Source organism: Patescibacteria group bacterium, from assembly GCA_041665585.1.
GTDB lineage: Bacteria > Patescibacteriota > Gracilibacteria > JAHISY01 > JAHISY01 > JAHISY01.
Genome location: JBAYIN010000001.1, coordinates 228,588 through 244,003, shown reverse-complemented (window position 1 = coordinate 244,003; position 15,416 = coordinate 228,588). Strand labels below are relative to the sequence as shown.

The 15,416-nt window shown below is 48.6% G+C and carries 13 protein-coding genes; 7 read left to right on the top strand and 6 right to left on the bottom strand.

What is annotated here, in order from left to right; genetic code table 11:
• Positions 1-365 precede the first annotated feature (365 nt).
• Both secF and secD read right to left on the bottom strand, forming a co-directional pair.
• Entirely contained in the window at positions 366-1,412 is a 1,047-nt protein-coding gene (secF, locus tag WCV72_01245; protein MFA6458001.1) for a protein translocase subunit SecF, read from the bottom strand.
• Between the two features lie 15 nt (positions 1,413-1,427).
• Positions 1,428-3,794: a protein translocase subunit SecD gene (secD, locus tag WCV72_01240; GenBank protein MFA6458000.1), complete on the bottom strand. Its 2,367-nt coding sequence runs from the start codon at positions 3,792-3,794 to the stop codon at positions 1,428-1,430.
• A gap of 238 nt (positions 3,795-4,032) precedes the next feature.
• On the opposite strand from secD, the gene WCV72_01235 reads away from it, so the two are divergent.
• The 3 genes from WCV72_01235 to WCV72_01225 are packed head-to-tail and all read left to right on the top strand — an operon-like array spanning position 4,033 to position 8,530.
• Complete coding sequence (locus tag WCV72_01235; GenBank protein MFA6457999.1) at positions 4,033-6,120, top strand: ATP-binding protein; 2,088 nt, start codon at positions 4,033-4,035, stop codon at positions 6,118-6,120.
• Positions 6,121-8,151 carry a HAMP domain-containing sensor histidine kinase gene (locus tag WCV72_01230; GenBank protein MFA6457998.1) on the top strand — a complete coding sequence of 677 codons (2,031 nt, stop codon included), beginning with the start codon at positions 6,121-6,123 and terminating at the stop codon, positions 8,149-8,151.
• The gene (locus tag WCV72_01225; protein ID MFA6457997.1) at positions 8,144-8,530 is read left to right on the top strand and encodes a response regulator; all 387 of its coding nucleotides are present in this window, start codon (positions 8,144-8,146) and stop codon (positions 8,528-8,530) included. The genes WCV72_01230 and WCV72_01225 overlap by 8 nt, the downstream gene beginning before the upstream one ends.
• Positions 8,531-8,986: 456 nt before the next feature.
• Here the strand turns inward: WCV72_01225 and WCV72_01220 are convergent, their stop codons facing one another.
• Positions 8,987-9,382 (bottom strand): cupin domain-containing protein, encoded by a 396-nt coding sequence (locus tag WCV72_01220; GenBank protein MFA6457996.1) that lies wholly within the window; start codon positions 9,380-9,382, stop codon positions 8,987-8,989.
• A gap of 46 nt (positions 9,383-9,428) precedes the next feature.
• Here WCV72_01220 and WCV72_01215 point away from each other — a divergent pair, with 46 nt between their 5' ends.
• The 4 genes from WCV72_01215 to WCV72_01200 are packed head-to-tail and all read left to right on the top strand — an operon-like array spanning position 9,429 to position 12,516.
• Positions 9,429-9,911 carry a nucleotide exchange factor GrpE gene (locus tag WCV72_01215; protein MFA6457995.1) on the top strand — a complete coding sequence of 161 codons (483 nt, stop codon included), beginning with the start codon at positions 9,429-9,431 and terminating at the stop codon, positions 9,909-9,911.
• 9 nt (positions 9,912-9,920) lie between these two features.
• Positions 9,921-10,937 carry a hypothetical protein gene (locus WCV72_01210; protein ID MFA6457994.1) on the top strand — a complete coding sequence of 339 codons (1,017 nt, stop codon included), beginning with the start codon at positions 9,921-9,923 and terminating at the stop codon, positions 10,935-10,937.
• Positions 10,937-11,752 carry a regulatory iron-sulfur-containing complex subunit RicT gene (gene ricT, locus WCV72_01205; GenBank protein MFA6457993.1) on the top strand — a complete coding sequence of 272 codons (816 nt, stop codon included), beginning with the start codon at positions 10,937-10,939 and terminating at the stop codon, positions 11,750-11,752. The genes WCV72_01210 and ricT overlap by 1 nt, the downstream gene beginning before the upstream one ends.
• Positions 11,749-12,516, top strand: a complete 768-nt coding sequence (locus tag WCV72_01200; protein ID MFA6457992.1) for a tetratricopeptide repeat protein — start codon at positions 11,749-11,751, stop codon at positions 12,514-12,516. The genes ricT and WCV72_01200 overlap by 4 nt, the downstream gene beginning before the upstream one ends.
• Here WCV72_01200 and WCV72_01195 read toward each other — a convergent pair.
• The 3 genes from WCV72_01195 to WCV72_01185 all read right to left on the bottom strand — a co-directional run bounded on the left by WCV72_01195 (position 12,513) and on the right by WCV72_01185 (position 15,399).
• Complete coding sequence (locus WCV72_01195; protein ID MFA6457991.1) at positions 12,513-12,791, bottom strand: hypothetical protein; 279 nt, start codon at positions 12,789-12,791, stop codon at positions 12,513-12,515. The two genes, WCV72_01200 and WCV72_01195, sit on opposite strands and share 4 nt — an antisense overlap.
• A gap of 71 nt (positions 12,792-12,862) precedes the next feature.
• The gene (locus WCV72_01190) at positions 12,863-14,389 is read right to left on the bottom strand and encodes a YifB family Mg chelatase-like AAA ATPase (GenBank protein MFA6457990.1); all 1,527 of its coding nucleotides are present in this window, start codon (positions 14,387-14,389) and stop codon (positions 12,863-12,865) included.
• 308 nt (positions 14,390-14,697) lie between these two features.
• Positions 14,698-15,399 (bottom strand): hypothetical protein, encoded by a 702-nt coding sequence (locus WCV72_01185; GenBank protein MFA6457989.1) that lies wholly within the window; start codon positions 15,397-15,399, stop codon positions 14,698-14,700.
• Between the last annotated feature and the right edge of the window lie 17 nt (positions 15,400-15,416).

Genomic DNA, 15,416 nt, shown 5'->3' with positions numbered 1-15,416 from the left:
CGGCGCGTTTTTCGCCGAGCGAAGGATTGGCTGTCAAAATTAGCCTTGCGTCGGTGGTTCCAATCCGCCCCCGGCCACCACGAAAATTATCGGCGCGTTTTTCGCCGAGCGAAGGATTGGCTGCCAAAATTGGCAAGATTCTTCTTCTAAGTTAACCCCCGAGATATCTCGGGGGTTAACGCTGTGTTTTATTCTTCCACGACAGTGGCGCTGTAATCTCACCGACGAAGTGAATTCCGAGCCTAAAAAAATAACCCAAAGAAATTTAATCATTGGATTATTTCCCCATTGGATTATTCAACTACTGAATTATTTCCACATTGGATTATTGCTAGATTATTCCCACACTGAATCATTTAATTGGATTAATTCTTCCGGCTCTCCCAATAGACGAGCAACGGTGTCGCGTTGAAAATCGAAGAGTAAGTCCCGACTGTGATGCCGACAATCAGGGTGAAGACGAACCACTTGATCGAGTCCGCGCCCATGAAGAAAAGAATCGTGAGCACGATGAGCGTCGAGAGCGAAGTATTGATTGAGCGGGCAAGCGTTTGATTCAGGGATTTGTCAGCGACAGTGGCAAGCGTTTCGTGCGCCGTTTGAAATTTGCGATTCTCCCGCAAGCGGTCGAAGACGACGATCGTGTCATGGACGGAGAAGCCGAGAATCGTGAGCAGAGCCGTGATGACGAGCGAATTGATTTCGACACCCATGAAGTGACCGAGCACGGAGAGCACGCCGAGCGTAATCACGATGTCGTGAATGAGTGCGACGACCGCACACACACCGTATTTCAAACTCAGAGATTTCTTGCGAATTTCCAGAACAAGGAAAATAGCGAAAATCGCGAGGATGCCGAGAAAGACAATCCAGCGCGTCAAATCATCCTCGACCATCGACTCGGCGACGATTGTCGCGAGCGCAATCGTCGAGCCGACTGTAATGTATTTCGTAAGTGAATCCCGGCGCGTGTTGCGGAAAACAGCGGCGAGATAAAGCACAATCGCAATCGAAGCGTAGACAATCGCACGCACCGCTCGCTCGCGCATGCTCTGACCGAGCGTCGCACCCGTCGTCGTGAAGCTCTGTGTCTCGAAACTGCCCAGGCTTTTGCCGAGCTCGCTTTCGAGCTGAGTGCGTTCATTATCCTCGAGATAACGCACGCGCACGAGAAACGAACCGGAATCAGCTGGCGTAACGACTGGCTCGCCGAGCTTGAGCTGCGAAGCGTTCAGCGCCGCGGTGACTTGCTGAACATCGACGGTCTGTTCGAATTTCAATTCGAGCGAGCTGCCGCCTGTGAAATCGATGCCGAAGTTGAAACCAAAAACGATAAACGCGACGATCGAAAGCACGAAGGCAACGCCGGAAATCGTAAACCAAATTTTGGAACGACGAATGAAAGCAATCATTTTAGGAAAATTAAATTATTTTTTAGCGCCGTAAATCCTTGGATTTTTGATGAAGCTGACGAGTACACGCAGGAAATTGCGTGAAACGGTAATCGCGGAGAACATCGAAATCAAGATGCCGATACCGAGCGTGAGTCCGAAGCCTTTAATCACAGAATCACCGAAGCCCCACAAAATCACGCAGGTAATGAGACTCGAGACATTCGAGTCGCGAATCGAAGTCCAAGCGCGATCGAAACCGTCCTCGAGTGCCCTTGTGAGACTTTTACCGAGCGCGAGTTCTTCTTTCATGCGTTCGAAGATAAGAATGTTGGCATCGACCGCCATACCGATGGAGAGAATCACACCCGCCACACCAGCCAGTGTGAGGACGATGCCGAGCATTTGAAAAACGAAAATGAGAATGACGGCGTAAATCACGAGCGCGATGGAAGCGACGACACCAGGCAGGCGGTAAAAAAGAATAACGAAAAGCGAAACAGCGATGAGCCCAATCACGCCCGCCATGAGTGACTTTTGCAAAGCCTCGATACCGAGCGAGGCACCGACAGTATATTCACCGGACAATTTAACTGGCGCGGGAATCGCACCGGTATTGAGATTTTGCGCGAGCTGATTCGCCTCCTCATAACTCGTGAGACCCGAAATCACCGCCTGACCATTTAAAATTTCGGACTGGACGGTCGGCGCGTAAGCCGGATCTGCGGAATTAATCACGCCGTCACCATTGGTATCGATGATTGGCAGACCGTCGAGGAAGATCGCAATCGGTTTGCCGAGATTGCGTTTCGTGATCGCCGCGAAAAGATCGACACCCGCCGAATCAGTTTCGGAGACGGCCGCATCTTCATCTGTCGAGACGACAGCTTCTTCGGTCGCGGAATTTTGGACGATGCCGTAAATCGCCGTCGCGAGCAAGAGTGCTGCCGCGACACCGATGATTTTATCGCGGCGTAAATTTTGCGTGCGTCCCGCCGACATGAAAATGCCGATGAGCGAAGAAAAAAGTGTGATGCCGCTGACAATCGCGAGCAGATACCACACGAGCACCCACCAATTCACACTCTTCGAGGCGACTGCGGACTGAGTGAAATAGACACTCACAATCGGGCGGAAGCTCGTCGGATCACTGCCGACATCGGCGCGTCGGAAATGCTGACCGGTGAGTCCGGTCAATTGCCAGCTGTCTGGCTTCGTCGAGAAAAAAGCGCGCGCTAATTTCACGCGTGCTTCCTGCGTCGTCGTCGAAGTCGCGTCTTTCTTGTCCTCGTATTTGATGATGTGAAAACCGAAGGGTGATTCGACCACTTGCGGCAGCACGCCAAATTGCGTCGCAGCGAAAACCGGCTCAGCAAATTCCGGCACCATTTTGTCCGAAGTGAAAAAGCCGAGCGCACCGGAATTCTCGGCAGCCGACGAATCGTCGGAATATTTTTTCGCCAGCGCGGAGAAATCAGCGTCTGCTGCGTTCGCCTGAGCGAGTACTTGCTGCGCCAGCTCCTGTGCCTCGGCTTTTGTCCGCGTCGTCGTCTCGGCCGCAGATTGCGCGCCCGTGTATGAAATCAAGGCGTGACTCGCCGAACGCTCCTCAGCTGTCTTCTCGACGCGCTCCACATTGTCTTCTTTGGCGAGTAATTGGACGACATAAAAACCCTGATTTTGTTTCAAGGAACCATCGGCATCCATGTAGTACTCACCGGCTGGCTCGATTAATTTGGGATAAACCGCATCAGACGCAAGCTCTGCCACAGGCTTGAATTCATCCGTCAAATCCTTGGCCCATTCCCAACCCTCGGTGGTAGTTCCATCAGCAGCTTTCGTCGGTTCGTCTTTCGTCAGAGTAATCGTCGAGTTGTTTTTGAAATCATCGAAGGTCTTTTCGAAATTAGCCGGATCGACGAGCGCACGTGCGAGGAAATCCTCAGCTTTGGTTTTCATTTCAGTCGCAATATTCGGATCGACCACTGTGTTTGGCTCTTTGAATTCGAGCTGAATGGTCTTACCGACGATTGCTTTCGCCGCCTCAATGTCGCGAATACCGGCGAGCTCGACGACGATGTGTTCCTCGTCACCCACGCGCGAAGTGAAAATATTGGGCTCGGAAACTCCAAGTCCATTGACGCGGCGTTCAATCACCGACTTCACGCCTGCGACAATTTTCGGCACATCGGCGACCGGAATGCCCGTCGTGACGACGCGATAATCCAAGTGCGCACCACCCTGCAGATCGAGTCCGAGATTGACTTTCGAATCAGCCAGCTCCGCACCGACGAACGGCACTTTGGTAAAAAAGGTTTTTTGCGCAGGCGGCAAATCAATCAGCGCGAGCAGTCCAACCACCGCGAGAATCAAGAGCATTCTCAACCAATTGTTTTTAAACATTGCGAAAGATTTTAAATTTAGAGGAGTTTAGCGAGACCTACGATTTTTGTGAAGCCTAGACGACAATCCGTGTTCACGGTCGTGAGTTACCAGAATCTCAAAACTAATTGAGGACGAACTGCACAAACTGACCAATGACCCTCCGAACCTAATAACCAATGACCCTCCAACCACTACGCTTTACTTGAAAAATAAGCCATCTTCTGGTAAAATAGACGGAAAATAAAACAAAAACAAAATGAATATCTTTCTCTTCGTTTCGGCGCTCCTGATCGGCAGCACCGCGCTAATCGCTGGTACAGCGGTCTACTGGCGCAAGAGACGGGATTTAATCCACCAAACTTTTGCGGTTTTTTGTTCCGCACTCGCTTTTTGGGCCTTTGGCAGCTTTTGGCCAATCGTCGAAAACAATGCCGAACTTACCTTGCTCTCTTTCCGAGTCTTGCATGTCGGTGCCTTTTTTCTCGCAATCGCCAATTTTCATTTTGTAAGTGCCATCCTCGGCATTACTGAAAAAGAAAAGCTTTGGATTCGCGCAGGTTATGCCATCTCAATTCTCTTGCTGCCGCTCATCGGCACAGAATTTTTTATCTCCGGAGTCGCAAAAAATGCCGATTTCGCCCTTTGGCTCGTACCGGGATTTTTGTATCATGTTTGGATTGCCATCTGGCTCGCCTATTTTGCGGGTGCTTTTTTCCTGCTAAATATTTTTTACAAAAAGAGCACAGGCATCAAAAAACAACAGATCAAATACATCTACCTTGGCGAAGTCGTAATCTTCGCCGCGCTAGTAATGAATTTTTTACCAGCCTACGGTCTCGCCGTACCGATTTATTTTAATGTTTTAATCGCCGGTCAGATTGGTGCCTTCGCTTACACGATTTTGCGTTTTCGCCATCTTGATTTGCAGCTAAGTATTTTTGGTATCGCGCAAAAGATCTTCGCACTCATCGTCTCGACCAGTCTCGGTTTTGGAATTTCTTATGTCGTCTTTTTCCGCAAAGAGGAATTGCCTGTCCTGGCACTCTTCCCAATCATTTCATTCACGACTTATCTCGCGCTTTCGAAATTTTTTAGCTCGCCGACTTTTTATCACTTGATCGGCATCCCCCACATCAATGACTTCAATAAAGCCGTTAATAATTTTTATGAACGCAAACTTTTTTACTCCAACTTGGCTGAGCTCAAAAATTCGGTGCGCAAAATTTTTATCAAAAGGCTGAAAATCGAATCGGCCGCAATTGTGCTTTTGGAAAAAAACAACAAGTCGATGCTTGCACCGCTCGTCGAGTATTTCCAAAATACCAAAACAGAAGAACTTTTACTCGCGGAATTCTTTCCGGAAAAAGCGGGCAACTTCGAAAAGCTGCTGGCGCTGGGCACCCTGTGCCTGCCTTTGCGCGGCGAGCAAGGTCGCATCGTTGGCTTTTTCTTTCTCGGTGACAAGCCGCGCCACAGTCAATATGCTCAAGCCGAATTGAGAATTCTGCGCGCTGCAGCGACCTACATCTCGCTCTCGCTCAAGATTTTGAATTACAATTCTGATCTTCGTACGAAAGTCGAAGAAAAAACCGAGCAATTAAAAGGCTCCTACCAAAGACTGCAAAAAGCTGATATCGAAAAAGATCGATTTTTTTCAATGACCTCGCACGACCTGCGAACCCCGCTCACGATCATCAAAGGTTATGACGATTTTTTACTTTCCGAATCATTCGGTCAGCTCAATGACAAGCAGAAAGAATTCTTGCAACGAATCGACAGCGCGACCGGCAACATGCTGGAGCTGGTCAATTCGATTCTCGACTTCAGCAAACTCGAAGCTGGTCTGATGGATTTTAAACTTGAACCAACTGATTGGCAGAAGATTGCACAGGAAACCGTGACGGATTTCAAAATCAAATGCGCTGAAAAATCAATCGCACTTGAATTTATTTGTGCCAAAAATTTACCGCTCAAAATCACCACTGACGGCGAAAAACTGAAACGCGTTTTTCTAAACTTGTTAATGAACGCGTTTAAATTCACTGGCGAAAAAGGACACATTCGGCTCGCTGTCAGCCTCGACAAAGTGCCGGAGTTTTTGCGTTTCACGGTTTCTGACACGGGCATCGGAATCGCCAAACGCGATTTTGGCATGATTTTTCAAGAGTTCAGACAATCGCGCAATCCAAAACAAAAAGGCGGCACCGGACTCGGTTTGCCAATCGTGAAAAAAATCGTCGAGCAACTTGGTGGAAAAATTTGGGTCGAGAGCAAGCTCGAACACGGTTCACAATTCACTTTCACCCTACCCTTCCAATCAGAGCCCAAACAAGCAAAAAAATAAATGCACGCACCTGAAATTCTTACCGCCACAAATGGAGCGCTCGCCGTCGCGATTGGAATTTTTGCCATTGGAAAATTTCCTTACAACCGTATCAATCGCACATTTGCCTTAGTCGCTTTTGCGTTCGCACTCTGGATTGGCTCAGAATTTTTGCCACTTGCGGAAGAATTGAAAATCCTCATCGCACTCGGTGCTGCCACACTCTTCGCCGCCAGCAATTTTCATTTTACGAAAAATTTAATCGGTGGCCACAATCATAAATTAGCCTTGCTCGGAATCTACTGCACGAATTTGGCTTTGTTCGCGCTGCTCGCCGCAGATCAGCTCGGCTTCTCGGCGATTCCTGTAAGTGCTGAGATTTGGCTCGGCGGTTTTTTGGCGACACTTGCCCTCACGATTTTGACGCTCGCAAAATCCTTCTCAAGTTTTTCGGGAGTGAAGAAATACCAGCTCAAATTTGTCTTACTGGAATTTATTATTGCCATCACAGTTATCAGCGTTAGTGTCGTTTATTTTTGGGACCCTGCAAAATCGCTCGTCGCAAACATCGCGTTCACCCCTCAGCTTTTGACCGCAGTACATCTCTTCGCCGTTTTCTATTTTTTTGTTCAATGGAAATTTTTGAAGCTCAAAATTATCGCGCCAAAAATCCTGAAGCGCCTAAGCGCACTGCTGCTGACTCTGACAATCACGGTCAGCCTCTCAATCGGCACAAACATTTTTGAGCTTGGTCACAATGCAATCATCACACACATCTCCAGCGTACTCACGGCGGTTTTGCTTTACACGCTCACGCTGCGCTTTTTCGAAAGACAAAATTGGTTCACGACACTCAGCCTGAATAATTTTCGGCAGGTTGTCGAGAATTTCAAAAACCAAAATATTTTTTATTCCTCCGTGAAAGAACTTGAAACCAATATTCATAAAAATTTTTCCCAAAAGATTGGAGTCGATGAAGCGCGCGTCGTGGTTCTGGACCTAGAAAGCAGCAAGTCGCAATATCCCGAGCTCGAAAAATATTTCGCCACTAACTCGCGTTATCTCGTCACCAGCGAGGAGGAATACCTCACCAATAACAAACACATCAATTGCCCTTATCTCGAGGAACTGCAACAGCTAGGCGATGTTTGTTTTCCGCTTTTCCAAAACACGAATGAGCTAATTGGATTTTTCGCGATTCGTCACGCCAACGACGACATCTACATCGAAGAAGAATTAAAATTTCTCGAAGGCGGTGTGCATTACATCGCACTCTCACTCGTCGCAATTTTATACACCGAGCGCTTGCGGCAACAGTCTGAAAAATTGCGCGAAGATTATGAAAAATTAAAAACGCTCGACGATGCCAAAGATGCTTTCATCGCAAATGTTTCGCATGAATTGCGTACTCCCGCAACCGCAATCCGCGGCTACGCCGAGATGCTGATCGCGCCGAATTTCGGCGAGCTGAGCGCACAACAAAAAGATTTCACACGGCGCATCGCGAGAAACACCGACTGGCTACTTAGAATTTTGACTGACATTTTGGAAATTACGAAAATCGAAAGCGGTCAAATCAAATTTAAATTTGCGCCGGTTAATGCGCGTGACCTGCTGAAAAAATTGGCAGAAAAATGGCAAAAAACCTGCGAGCAGAAAGGTCTAACTTTTGAATTTGATTTCGCGCCAGGAACCGACACCAAGCTCACCACCGATGCGGAAAAATTGACCGAGGTGTTCGAACGCCTGCTCGGCAACGCCCACAAATTTACAGACACTGGTAGCGTCAAACTAAGCGCACACAATCGCGGCGAGTCTCTGGAAATCGAAGTTGCGGACACCGGCATCGGTATCGCGCCAGAAAAAATTAATCCGATTTGGGATAAATTTTCTCAGTCAGTGAACATTCTCGAAAAAGGCGACGAGAGTAGCGGACTCGGGCTTGCAATCGTCAAAAAACTCGTAGAGAATTTGAATGGAGAAATCACTGTAAAAAGCGCGCTAAAGCGCGGTTCTACATTTAAACTTTTAATCCCCCGCCAAAATGGATAGAAAAATCAAAGTCTTAATCATCGAGGACAACACTGATTTGAGCGAGATGTTCAAAACCGCTTTCGACGCAAAAGGCTACGAGGCTGAGATCAGCCCGAATGGCATGGACGGAATTACGCGCGCCGCGCAGTGGCGTCCGGATGTAATCTTGCTCGACATCATGATGCCGCAAATGAACGGCTACGAAGTTTTGAGCGCACTCAAAAACAACACTTCGCTCCCGACCAAGGTCGTCATCAGCTCGAATCTCGAACAAGAACAGGATGCCAAAAAAGCACTCGATATGGGCGCTGACATGTATTTGAAGAAATCCGAGCACACGCCTTTCGAGACAGTCGAAAAGGTCGCCGAGCTGATGAGCGGTGTGAAGTTGGCGTAGCAACGCGAACCTCAGAACCGATTTTTTGATTTGAAATTTTATTTCTTTGGGCAGTTTTGGTTTTTTAGAATTTGAAAATTTGTAAATTCGAAACTTGAAAACTACTGCCTCTATCATGCCACTTGCGTTATTTTTCTTTTTTAATTTTTTTATTCGTCTCATTTTTAACCTCGGAATTAATTCCGAGGTTAGGAGTGCTAGTGATTGAATCAGCTTCATGTTCCATGCTGTAACCAAGCGACTGCAAAACAGCGCACGCATTTTTAAACATGCCGTTAACGGCATGTTTAGGAGTGCTGAATTATAGTTTGTTATCTATATGTGACCGTACCAGCTTGAACTTGCGGAAAACCAACGACCCAAAGACTTAAAGACTTAACGGCCATCCGAACCTAATGACCAATAACCCTCCGAACCTAATGACTCAAAGACTTAATGACTCAAAAACTTAACCGATTATTTGCGCGCCAATTTTCGATCAAGTTTTTCGTCGTTGCCCGCACCCGATCGACCGTAATCGTCAGCGAGTTTGACGACATCGTCGAGCTGCGGCGTCGAGACTTCGAAAATTTTGGAAAGTGGCGCAACACCTTCGATGCGATGAATCGTCTTGGGTGGAATGTGAAAGACATCGCCGGGATTCAAAATCTTGGTGCGCAATTTTTTGGCATCGAGTCCGAAAGTGAGACGGACTTTGCCGGAGAAAAGAAACTGCGTTTCTTCTTTCTGCTCGTGAAATTGGAGCGAGAGTCGCGCGCCTTTTTTGACTTCGAGAATCTTGCCGGCATAATGCGCGGTCGCAGCGAACCAGATTTCCCGCCCCCAGGGCTTCAGTTTAATTTTTGGCTTCATGGTGAAATTTTAGCTAAAATCGCCTGGTAATTTAACCCATTTTTGCGTGCAAGACGAGAATCAAAATCCCCCCGCAGACGATGTGCAAAATCCTCCAATCGACGAACCGCAAGTTAGGAATGATTTCGAGGAAAAATATTTGCGCGCCTGCGCCGACTTGGAGAATTTTCGGAAGCAAGTTGAACGCGACAAAATCGAGCGCGTGAAATTTGCGAATGAAAATTGCCTCGTCGCCTTACTGCCTGTGTTCGAAAATTTCAAACGCGCCAGCGCGCACTTGCCTGAAAATTTGCAAACGAATGATTGGGCGAATGGCATCGCTGCCATCGAAAAACAATTCGAGGCGACACTCGCGAGTCTCGGTCTGCGCAAAGTCGCAGCGAATGTCGGCGACGAATTTGACGCACACCGCCACGAAGTCATCGCGACTGGCGCGGGCGAGTCGGGGAAAATTTTGGATTTGGTCGAAGAGGGATTCGAGCTGAATGGCAAAATTTTGCGCGCCGCCAAAGTCCGCGTTGGCAAATAATTTTTTGGAATGCTGCAATTCTCCTGGCCGACGACGGGCAATGAAAATCGGCTCGCCGAGCTGGAAAACGATCTCGCGAGCGGAAAAATTTCACACGCCTATCTTTTTGCCGGACCAGCCGAAGTCGGGAAATTCACCGCCGCAAAATTTTTCGCACAACTTTTAATTTGTGAAAATCGCGCTTGCGGCGAATGCCCCGATTGCAAATTGATTCGCGCAAATATCCATCCGAATCTCACGCTCGTCGGCGATTTGTGGATCGAGGGCGTGAATGAAGATCTCGACCTGCTCGCACGCAAATCGAATTTCAATCAAACCCAGCGGATGAAAAATCCGAAGGCCAAAACGAATACGATTCGCATCGACGACTTGCGGGAAATTTTGAGTCGCGTAAATCACGCGACTGCCAGCTGGAATGTTTTTGTGCTGCATGAAATCGAACGGCTGAATCGCGAAGCCACGAATTTTTTTCTGAAAACTTTAGAAGAGCCACCGCCGCGCACTGTTTTTATTTTGACGACGAATAATCTGCCGCTGTTGCTCCCGACCATCGTCTCACGCTGCCGTGTTTTGAATTTTGGGAATGTGAGTCCGACTGCGATTGACGCGCAGATTCGCGCAAAATTCCCCGACCTGAGCGAAGCCGAGCGCAGCCGCGTCGTGAATTTCGCGATGGGCAAACCGATTCGCGCCGACAAATTAGCGGCCGACCCGACCGTCTTCCGGGAATTCAAGGAGTATTTCGAGCAGCTGAAAAATTTGGTGGAAAAACCCAGCGTCAGTGAAAAATTGGCGTTCGCCGAAAGGGTGAGCGCGAACAACGCTGAAACGCAGAAATTTTTGGAAGCCTTCGCGTATTTTTTGCGTGGCTTCCTGCTCACCCGCGCGAAAAATCCCGTCGCCAATTCGCGCTATTCGACCAAAAAACTTGTAGAATTAATCCGCGAACTCGACTCAACTCGCGAACTGATCGGACACAATGTGAACTCGCGTTTGGCGGTCGAAAATCTTTTACTTCAAATCTGATGAATCTCGGTCTCAAAAGTTTTTACGACGACACAATTTTCGTTTCGAGTGCTGACAACGAATTCGATTTGAAAGTCGGCGACAAAATTATCTTCGAGCAAAAAGAGCACGGGCAAAATTTCGGCGAAATTATTTTTGTTGACCGCCAGAAATTAGCGGCGGATGAAATCCTGCTCGACGGCAAAATTTTGCGCCAAGCAACCGCGAAAGATTTGGAGAAAATCGAAGCGAACGCCCAGATTGCCGCGGACGCACTCGAAAAAACGCGCGCCAAAATCACGGAAATTAACATACCAATGCAAATCGTCGAAGCGCGTGTCAATTTCGAAGGTGGCGAAGTGAATTTATTTTTCACTGCCAATGAACGCATCGATTTCAAAGAAGTCGTGCCACGGCTCGCCGGCATGCTGCAAAAAAGAATTCACCTGAGCCAGCTCGGACAGCGCGACCGCGCCAAAGCCTGCGGCGGCTTCGGGATTTGCGGACGGGCGCTGTGCTGCTCGAGCGGAGTGATCTCGCGCTTCTTAAGCATCACGATGGAAATGGTCAAAACGCAGGAGCTCGCGATGAAAGGCTCGGACAAACTTTCCGGACCCTGCGGTAAGCTGCTCTGCTGTCTGAATTATGAGCTCGAAGAATACACCGAGCTGCGCAAAAAAATGCCGCACTGGGGCGCCCGCGTCCTGACGGAAAAAGGCGAAGGCAAAGTCATCTCGCTCGATATCCTAAATCAAAGCGTCAAGGTTTATCTCGAAAAAGGCGGCGCGCAAATTTTCCCCGCCGCTGATGTGAAAATTGTAAAATCTAGCAAATGATTCAACCCTATCTCATTCTCGTCAGTGGCAGCGGAATCGCCGGCGTGCTCTTGCGCCGCAAAAAAATGAATGTCTCCGCGAAGCAAATGCAGCGCAAATTCGAGCGCGAGCAGCAGAAGCTCAATACGGAATCTCGCTCGGAAAACTTGCTGCGCACGCGCCTTTCGCTCGAAGAAAAATCGCACAAAATTCAAGAGAGTCTCGGGCAAATCGCCGTGCTCTTGCGCAAAGCTGAGACGCATTTCGCACGCGCCGAGTGGCGCGAAGCGGAGAAAACTTTGATTCAAATCATCGCGCTCGACGAGCACAATCCGAAAGCCAATCTTTTCCTGGGTCTGACTTACCTGCACCGTGAAGAGTGGAAAAAAGCTGAACTGATTTTTCAAAAGCTAATCGAACTCGAACCGAAAGACGCGCGCCATTTCGGCAATCTCGGTCTCGCGTTTTATCGGCAGAAAAAATATCCCCTCGCACGCGAAGCTTACGAAAATGCGATTCGTATCGACGCAACCAAAGCCGAGCGCTGGCTCTCGCTCGGTCAAATTTATTTGAAGCTGAAGGATTTTCCCGCAGCCGAACAAGCTTTCAAAAATGCCGTGAAGCGCGACCACCGCAATCTGGAATATCTTTTCGCGCTCGCCGAAGCTTACGAATTGGCTGGCAATTTCAAAGCCGCCATCAAAACCTGCGAACGCATTTTGGAATTGTCACCCTACAACGAAGCCGTGAAGGAAAAATTGAAAGAATTCGAACCGAAAGTTTAGCGCTGTAGCGGCGTCGTCTCGAGCTGAACTTTCAAAAGATTCGCCGAAAGATCATCTGGATTGACCTCCAGAACTCGCTCGATTTTTTGGAGAATTTCCTCGTACTCTTGCGGCGTGAGATACGGACGCGCGCGCAATTTTTCTTTCAAGCTCTCATCAATCAAACCGGTCGCAAGCAGATCGGTGTGAAGCGAACTAAAGTATCCACACAAAACAAGAAGCACCACCACCACTATGAGGAGCGACCCGATTCTTTTCTTGCAAGAAGAAAACATCTGTTATATTTGACTCTTTTCTGATTCCGAGAGCAAGTCCCTCTTGCTGAAATTTAATTAAAGCTTCATTTTCAGAATTCGCTATTTTTCGGACGATACTGCAAAGCCTCAGCGACAAAATTGGTTTTGATCTTTTCCGAATTTTCCAAATCGGCAATCGTGCGCGCTAATTTGAGCATCCGATAATACGCGCGTGCTGATAACTGAAAATGCGTCACAGCCTGTTCGAGTAATTTTTTGGTCGGCTCATCGAGCACGCAAAATTTCTTGGTCTGTTCGCTCGACATCTCGGAGTTCGCGTGAATTTTTAATTTCGCGAACCGTTCAAGCTGGATGTCGCGCGCCGCCTGAACTTTGCGCCGAACCGACTCACTCGACTCAGCGGAAATCGGTGCGTCGAGCTTTTCGAATTTGACGCGCGGCACATCGACATGCAGATCGATGCGATCAAGCAGTGGTCCGGATAATTTTTTTTGGTAGCGTTCAATCTCGCGCGGCGAACATTTACAAGTGCGCTCGGTGTCAGTCGCGAACCCACAAGGGCAAGGATTCATCGCCGCAATCAGCGTGAAGCGCGCCGGAAAATTCACAGTTCCCGCCGCCCGCGAAATCGCAATCACGCCGTCTTCGAGCGGCTGGCGTAAAACTTCGAGCACTTGAGTTGGAAATTCCGCAATCTCGTCGAGAAAAAGTACACCTTTGTGCGCGAGCGAAATTTCGCCCGGACCGACTTTGCGCCCGCCACCGACGATCGAAACGCCACTCGCCGTGTGGTGCACCGCCCGAAATGGTCGGGTCGAAATCAACGGACTTTTGGCAGGAATCAAACCGGCGACTGAATAAATCTTGGAGACTTCGAGAATTTCGGCGACCGACATTCTGGGCAGAATCGTACGAAAGGCTCGCGCGAGCATCGTCTTGCCACTCCCCGGCGGTCCAGAAAAAAGCAGATTGTGACTGCCGGCAGCCGCGACGGTGAGCGCGCGTTTCGCGTGTTCTTGTCCGCGGACATGCGCGAGATCGATGCCATCATTTTCTTCGACGATTAATTCGGAGATGTCCAATTTCGGCAGCGGCTGAATTTTTTGCGTGCCCGAAGCGTGCCGTGCAAATTCGAGCAAGCTTGTCACTGGGAAAATTTGGACACCGTCAATGATTGCCGCCTCGCGTGCATTCTCCGCCGGCACGAAAAAATTACGGAAGCCTTTTTTCTTCGCCTCCGCGACGATTGGGAGAATTCCCGCCACGCCGCGCGTCGCGCCGTCGAGCGCGAGCTCGCCAATCAGAATTGTGGTTTCGATTTCCGGAATGCGAATCTGACGACTCGCCAGCAGAATCCCCGCCGCGAGTGGAAAGTCGAAGCTCGGACCAGACTTCGGCAAATCCGCCGGCGCGAGATTGACGGTGATGCGCTGCGTGTGAAAAAAGAAGCCGGAGTTTTTGACGGCGGAACGCACCCGCTCGCGCGACTCCTGGACAGCCGTGTCGCCGAGTCCGACGACGAGGAATTTCGAAAGACCGGAAAGTAAATCAACTTCCACTTCAATAATCTCGCAATTCAATCCAACCGTCGTCGCCGAAAAAATTTTGGCGGGCATTGCGGAAATTCTACTTGATTGGAGCTAAAACCGCAGCCGCGAAAATTAAATGTCCGAGCTGCTCGAAACGAACCACTATTGATTAGCTCAAATCAGAAATTGCTTTCGAGGAATAAGTTAGGAACTTTTCTAATTTTCCAGCCTCATAATTTACGTAATAATTTTCAATGTCCAAACCGCAAGCCTTGGAATTTCGAGCATTTTGACTTTTGACAAGGTTTATCCACGCTTGCGTTAACTCACAATGTTTAATACTTATGACTTATGACTTATGACTTAACAACCCTTCATGTTACCCGCGCGCGAAATTATTTTCGCGGTGGCTTAATTTGGCGACGCGCCTTGCTGCGCACGACTTTAATTTTTTCTCCGAAAATCTCGATGAATGGTCGCATCCATTCGCGCAATTTGACATGGCGTTGACGCGCGACATATTTCATTCCGAGCAGCGCGACGAAAATCGAAGCAGCGGCGTCGAATTGCAAATCGGAAAAAGTATCAAGCAGCCCGACGCGAAAATCCGGCGGCGTACCCATCGCGAGCGCGTCCGTGCCGGTGATTTTCCAAGCGTAAAATTCGGCGATTTCCCACAGCGCACCGAAAGCCACGCCGAAGATAAAAGTAAAAAAACCGATTAGTGGAATCGAGAGACGAATTTTTTTGGTGAAATTGAGCGCGTAAACGAGCACGAAAGCGAGATAGACGAGCACCGCTGTCCCCGCGAAATGTAGGAAATCATCCCACCACCAAATCTCAGCGTAAAAACCCAATTCGCCGAGCAAAGAAAATGCAAGCCAAAGTGTTAGTAGAAAATCGAGATTCCAAGGCAAGTTCACATTGTAGCTGCGATTGACGATTGCCGGAATCAGCGAAATCGCCAAAGTCAAAAATGCGAAACCAGACAAAAGATAATTTCCTTCTGCAAAAAAATAAATCGTGACGACAAACATGAAAATCTTGAGCAACCACGAAATCACGGAATTAATCGAAAGCGTGACACTCTTAATCATCGCGAGAATTTTAACAC

Bases quoted from the DNA above. Each gene is read 5' to 3' on its own strand.
- WCV72_01210 (MFA6457994.1), top strand. From the start codon at position 9,921: ATGCTGCAATTCTCCTGGCCGACGACGGGCAATGAAAATCGGCTCGCC.
- WCV72_01200 (MFA6457992.1), top strand. From the start codon at position 11,749: ATGATTCAACCCTATCTCATTCTCGTCAGTGGCAGCGGAATCGCCGGC.
- secF (MFA6458001.1), bottom strand. From the start codon at position 1,412: ATGATTGCTTTCATTCGTCGTTCCAAAATTTGGTTTACGATTTCCGGC.
- WCV72_01195 (MFA6457991.1), bottom strand. From the start codon at position 12,791: ATGTTTTCTTCTTGCAAGAAAAGAATCGGGTCGCTCCTCATAGTGGTG.
- WCV72_01190 (MFA6457990.1), bottom strand. From the start codon at position 14,389: ATGCCCGCCAAAATTTTTTCGGCGACGACGGTTGGATTGAATTGCGAG.
- WCV72_01230 (MFA6457998.1), top strand. From the start codon at position 6,121: ATGCACGCACCTGAAATTCTTACCGCCACAAATGGAGCGCTCGCCGTC.
- secD (MFA6458000.1), bottom strand. From the start codon at position 3,794: ATGTTTAAAAACAATTGGTTGAGAATGCTCTTGATTCTCGCGGTGGTT.
- WCV72_01220 (MFA6457996.1), bottom strand. From the start codon at position 9,382: ATGAAGCCAAAAATTAAACTGAAGCCCTGGGGGCGGGAAATCTGGTTC.
- WCV72_01225 (MFA6457997.1), top strand. From the start codon at position 8,144: ATGGATAGAAAAATCAAAGTCTTAATCATCGAGGACAACACTGATTTG.
- WCV72_01235 (MFA6457999.1), top strand. From the start codon at position 4,033: ATGAATATCTTTCTCTTCGTTTCGGCGCTCCTGATCGGCAGCACCGCG.
- WCV72_01185 (MFA6457989.1), bottom strand. From the start codon at position 15,399: ATGATTAAGAGTGTCACGCTTTCGATTAATTCCGTGATTTCGTGGTTG.
- ricT (MFA6457993.1), top strand. From the start codon at position 10,937: ATGAATCTCGGTCTCAAAAGTTTTTACGACGACACAATTTTCGTTTCG.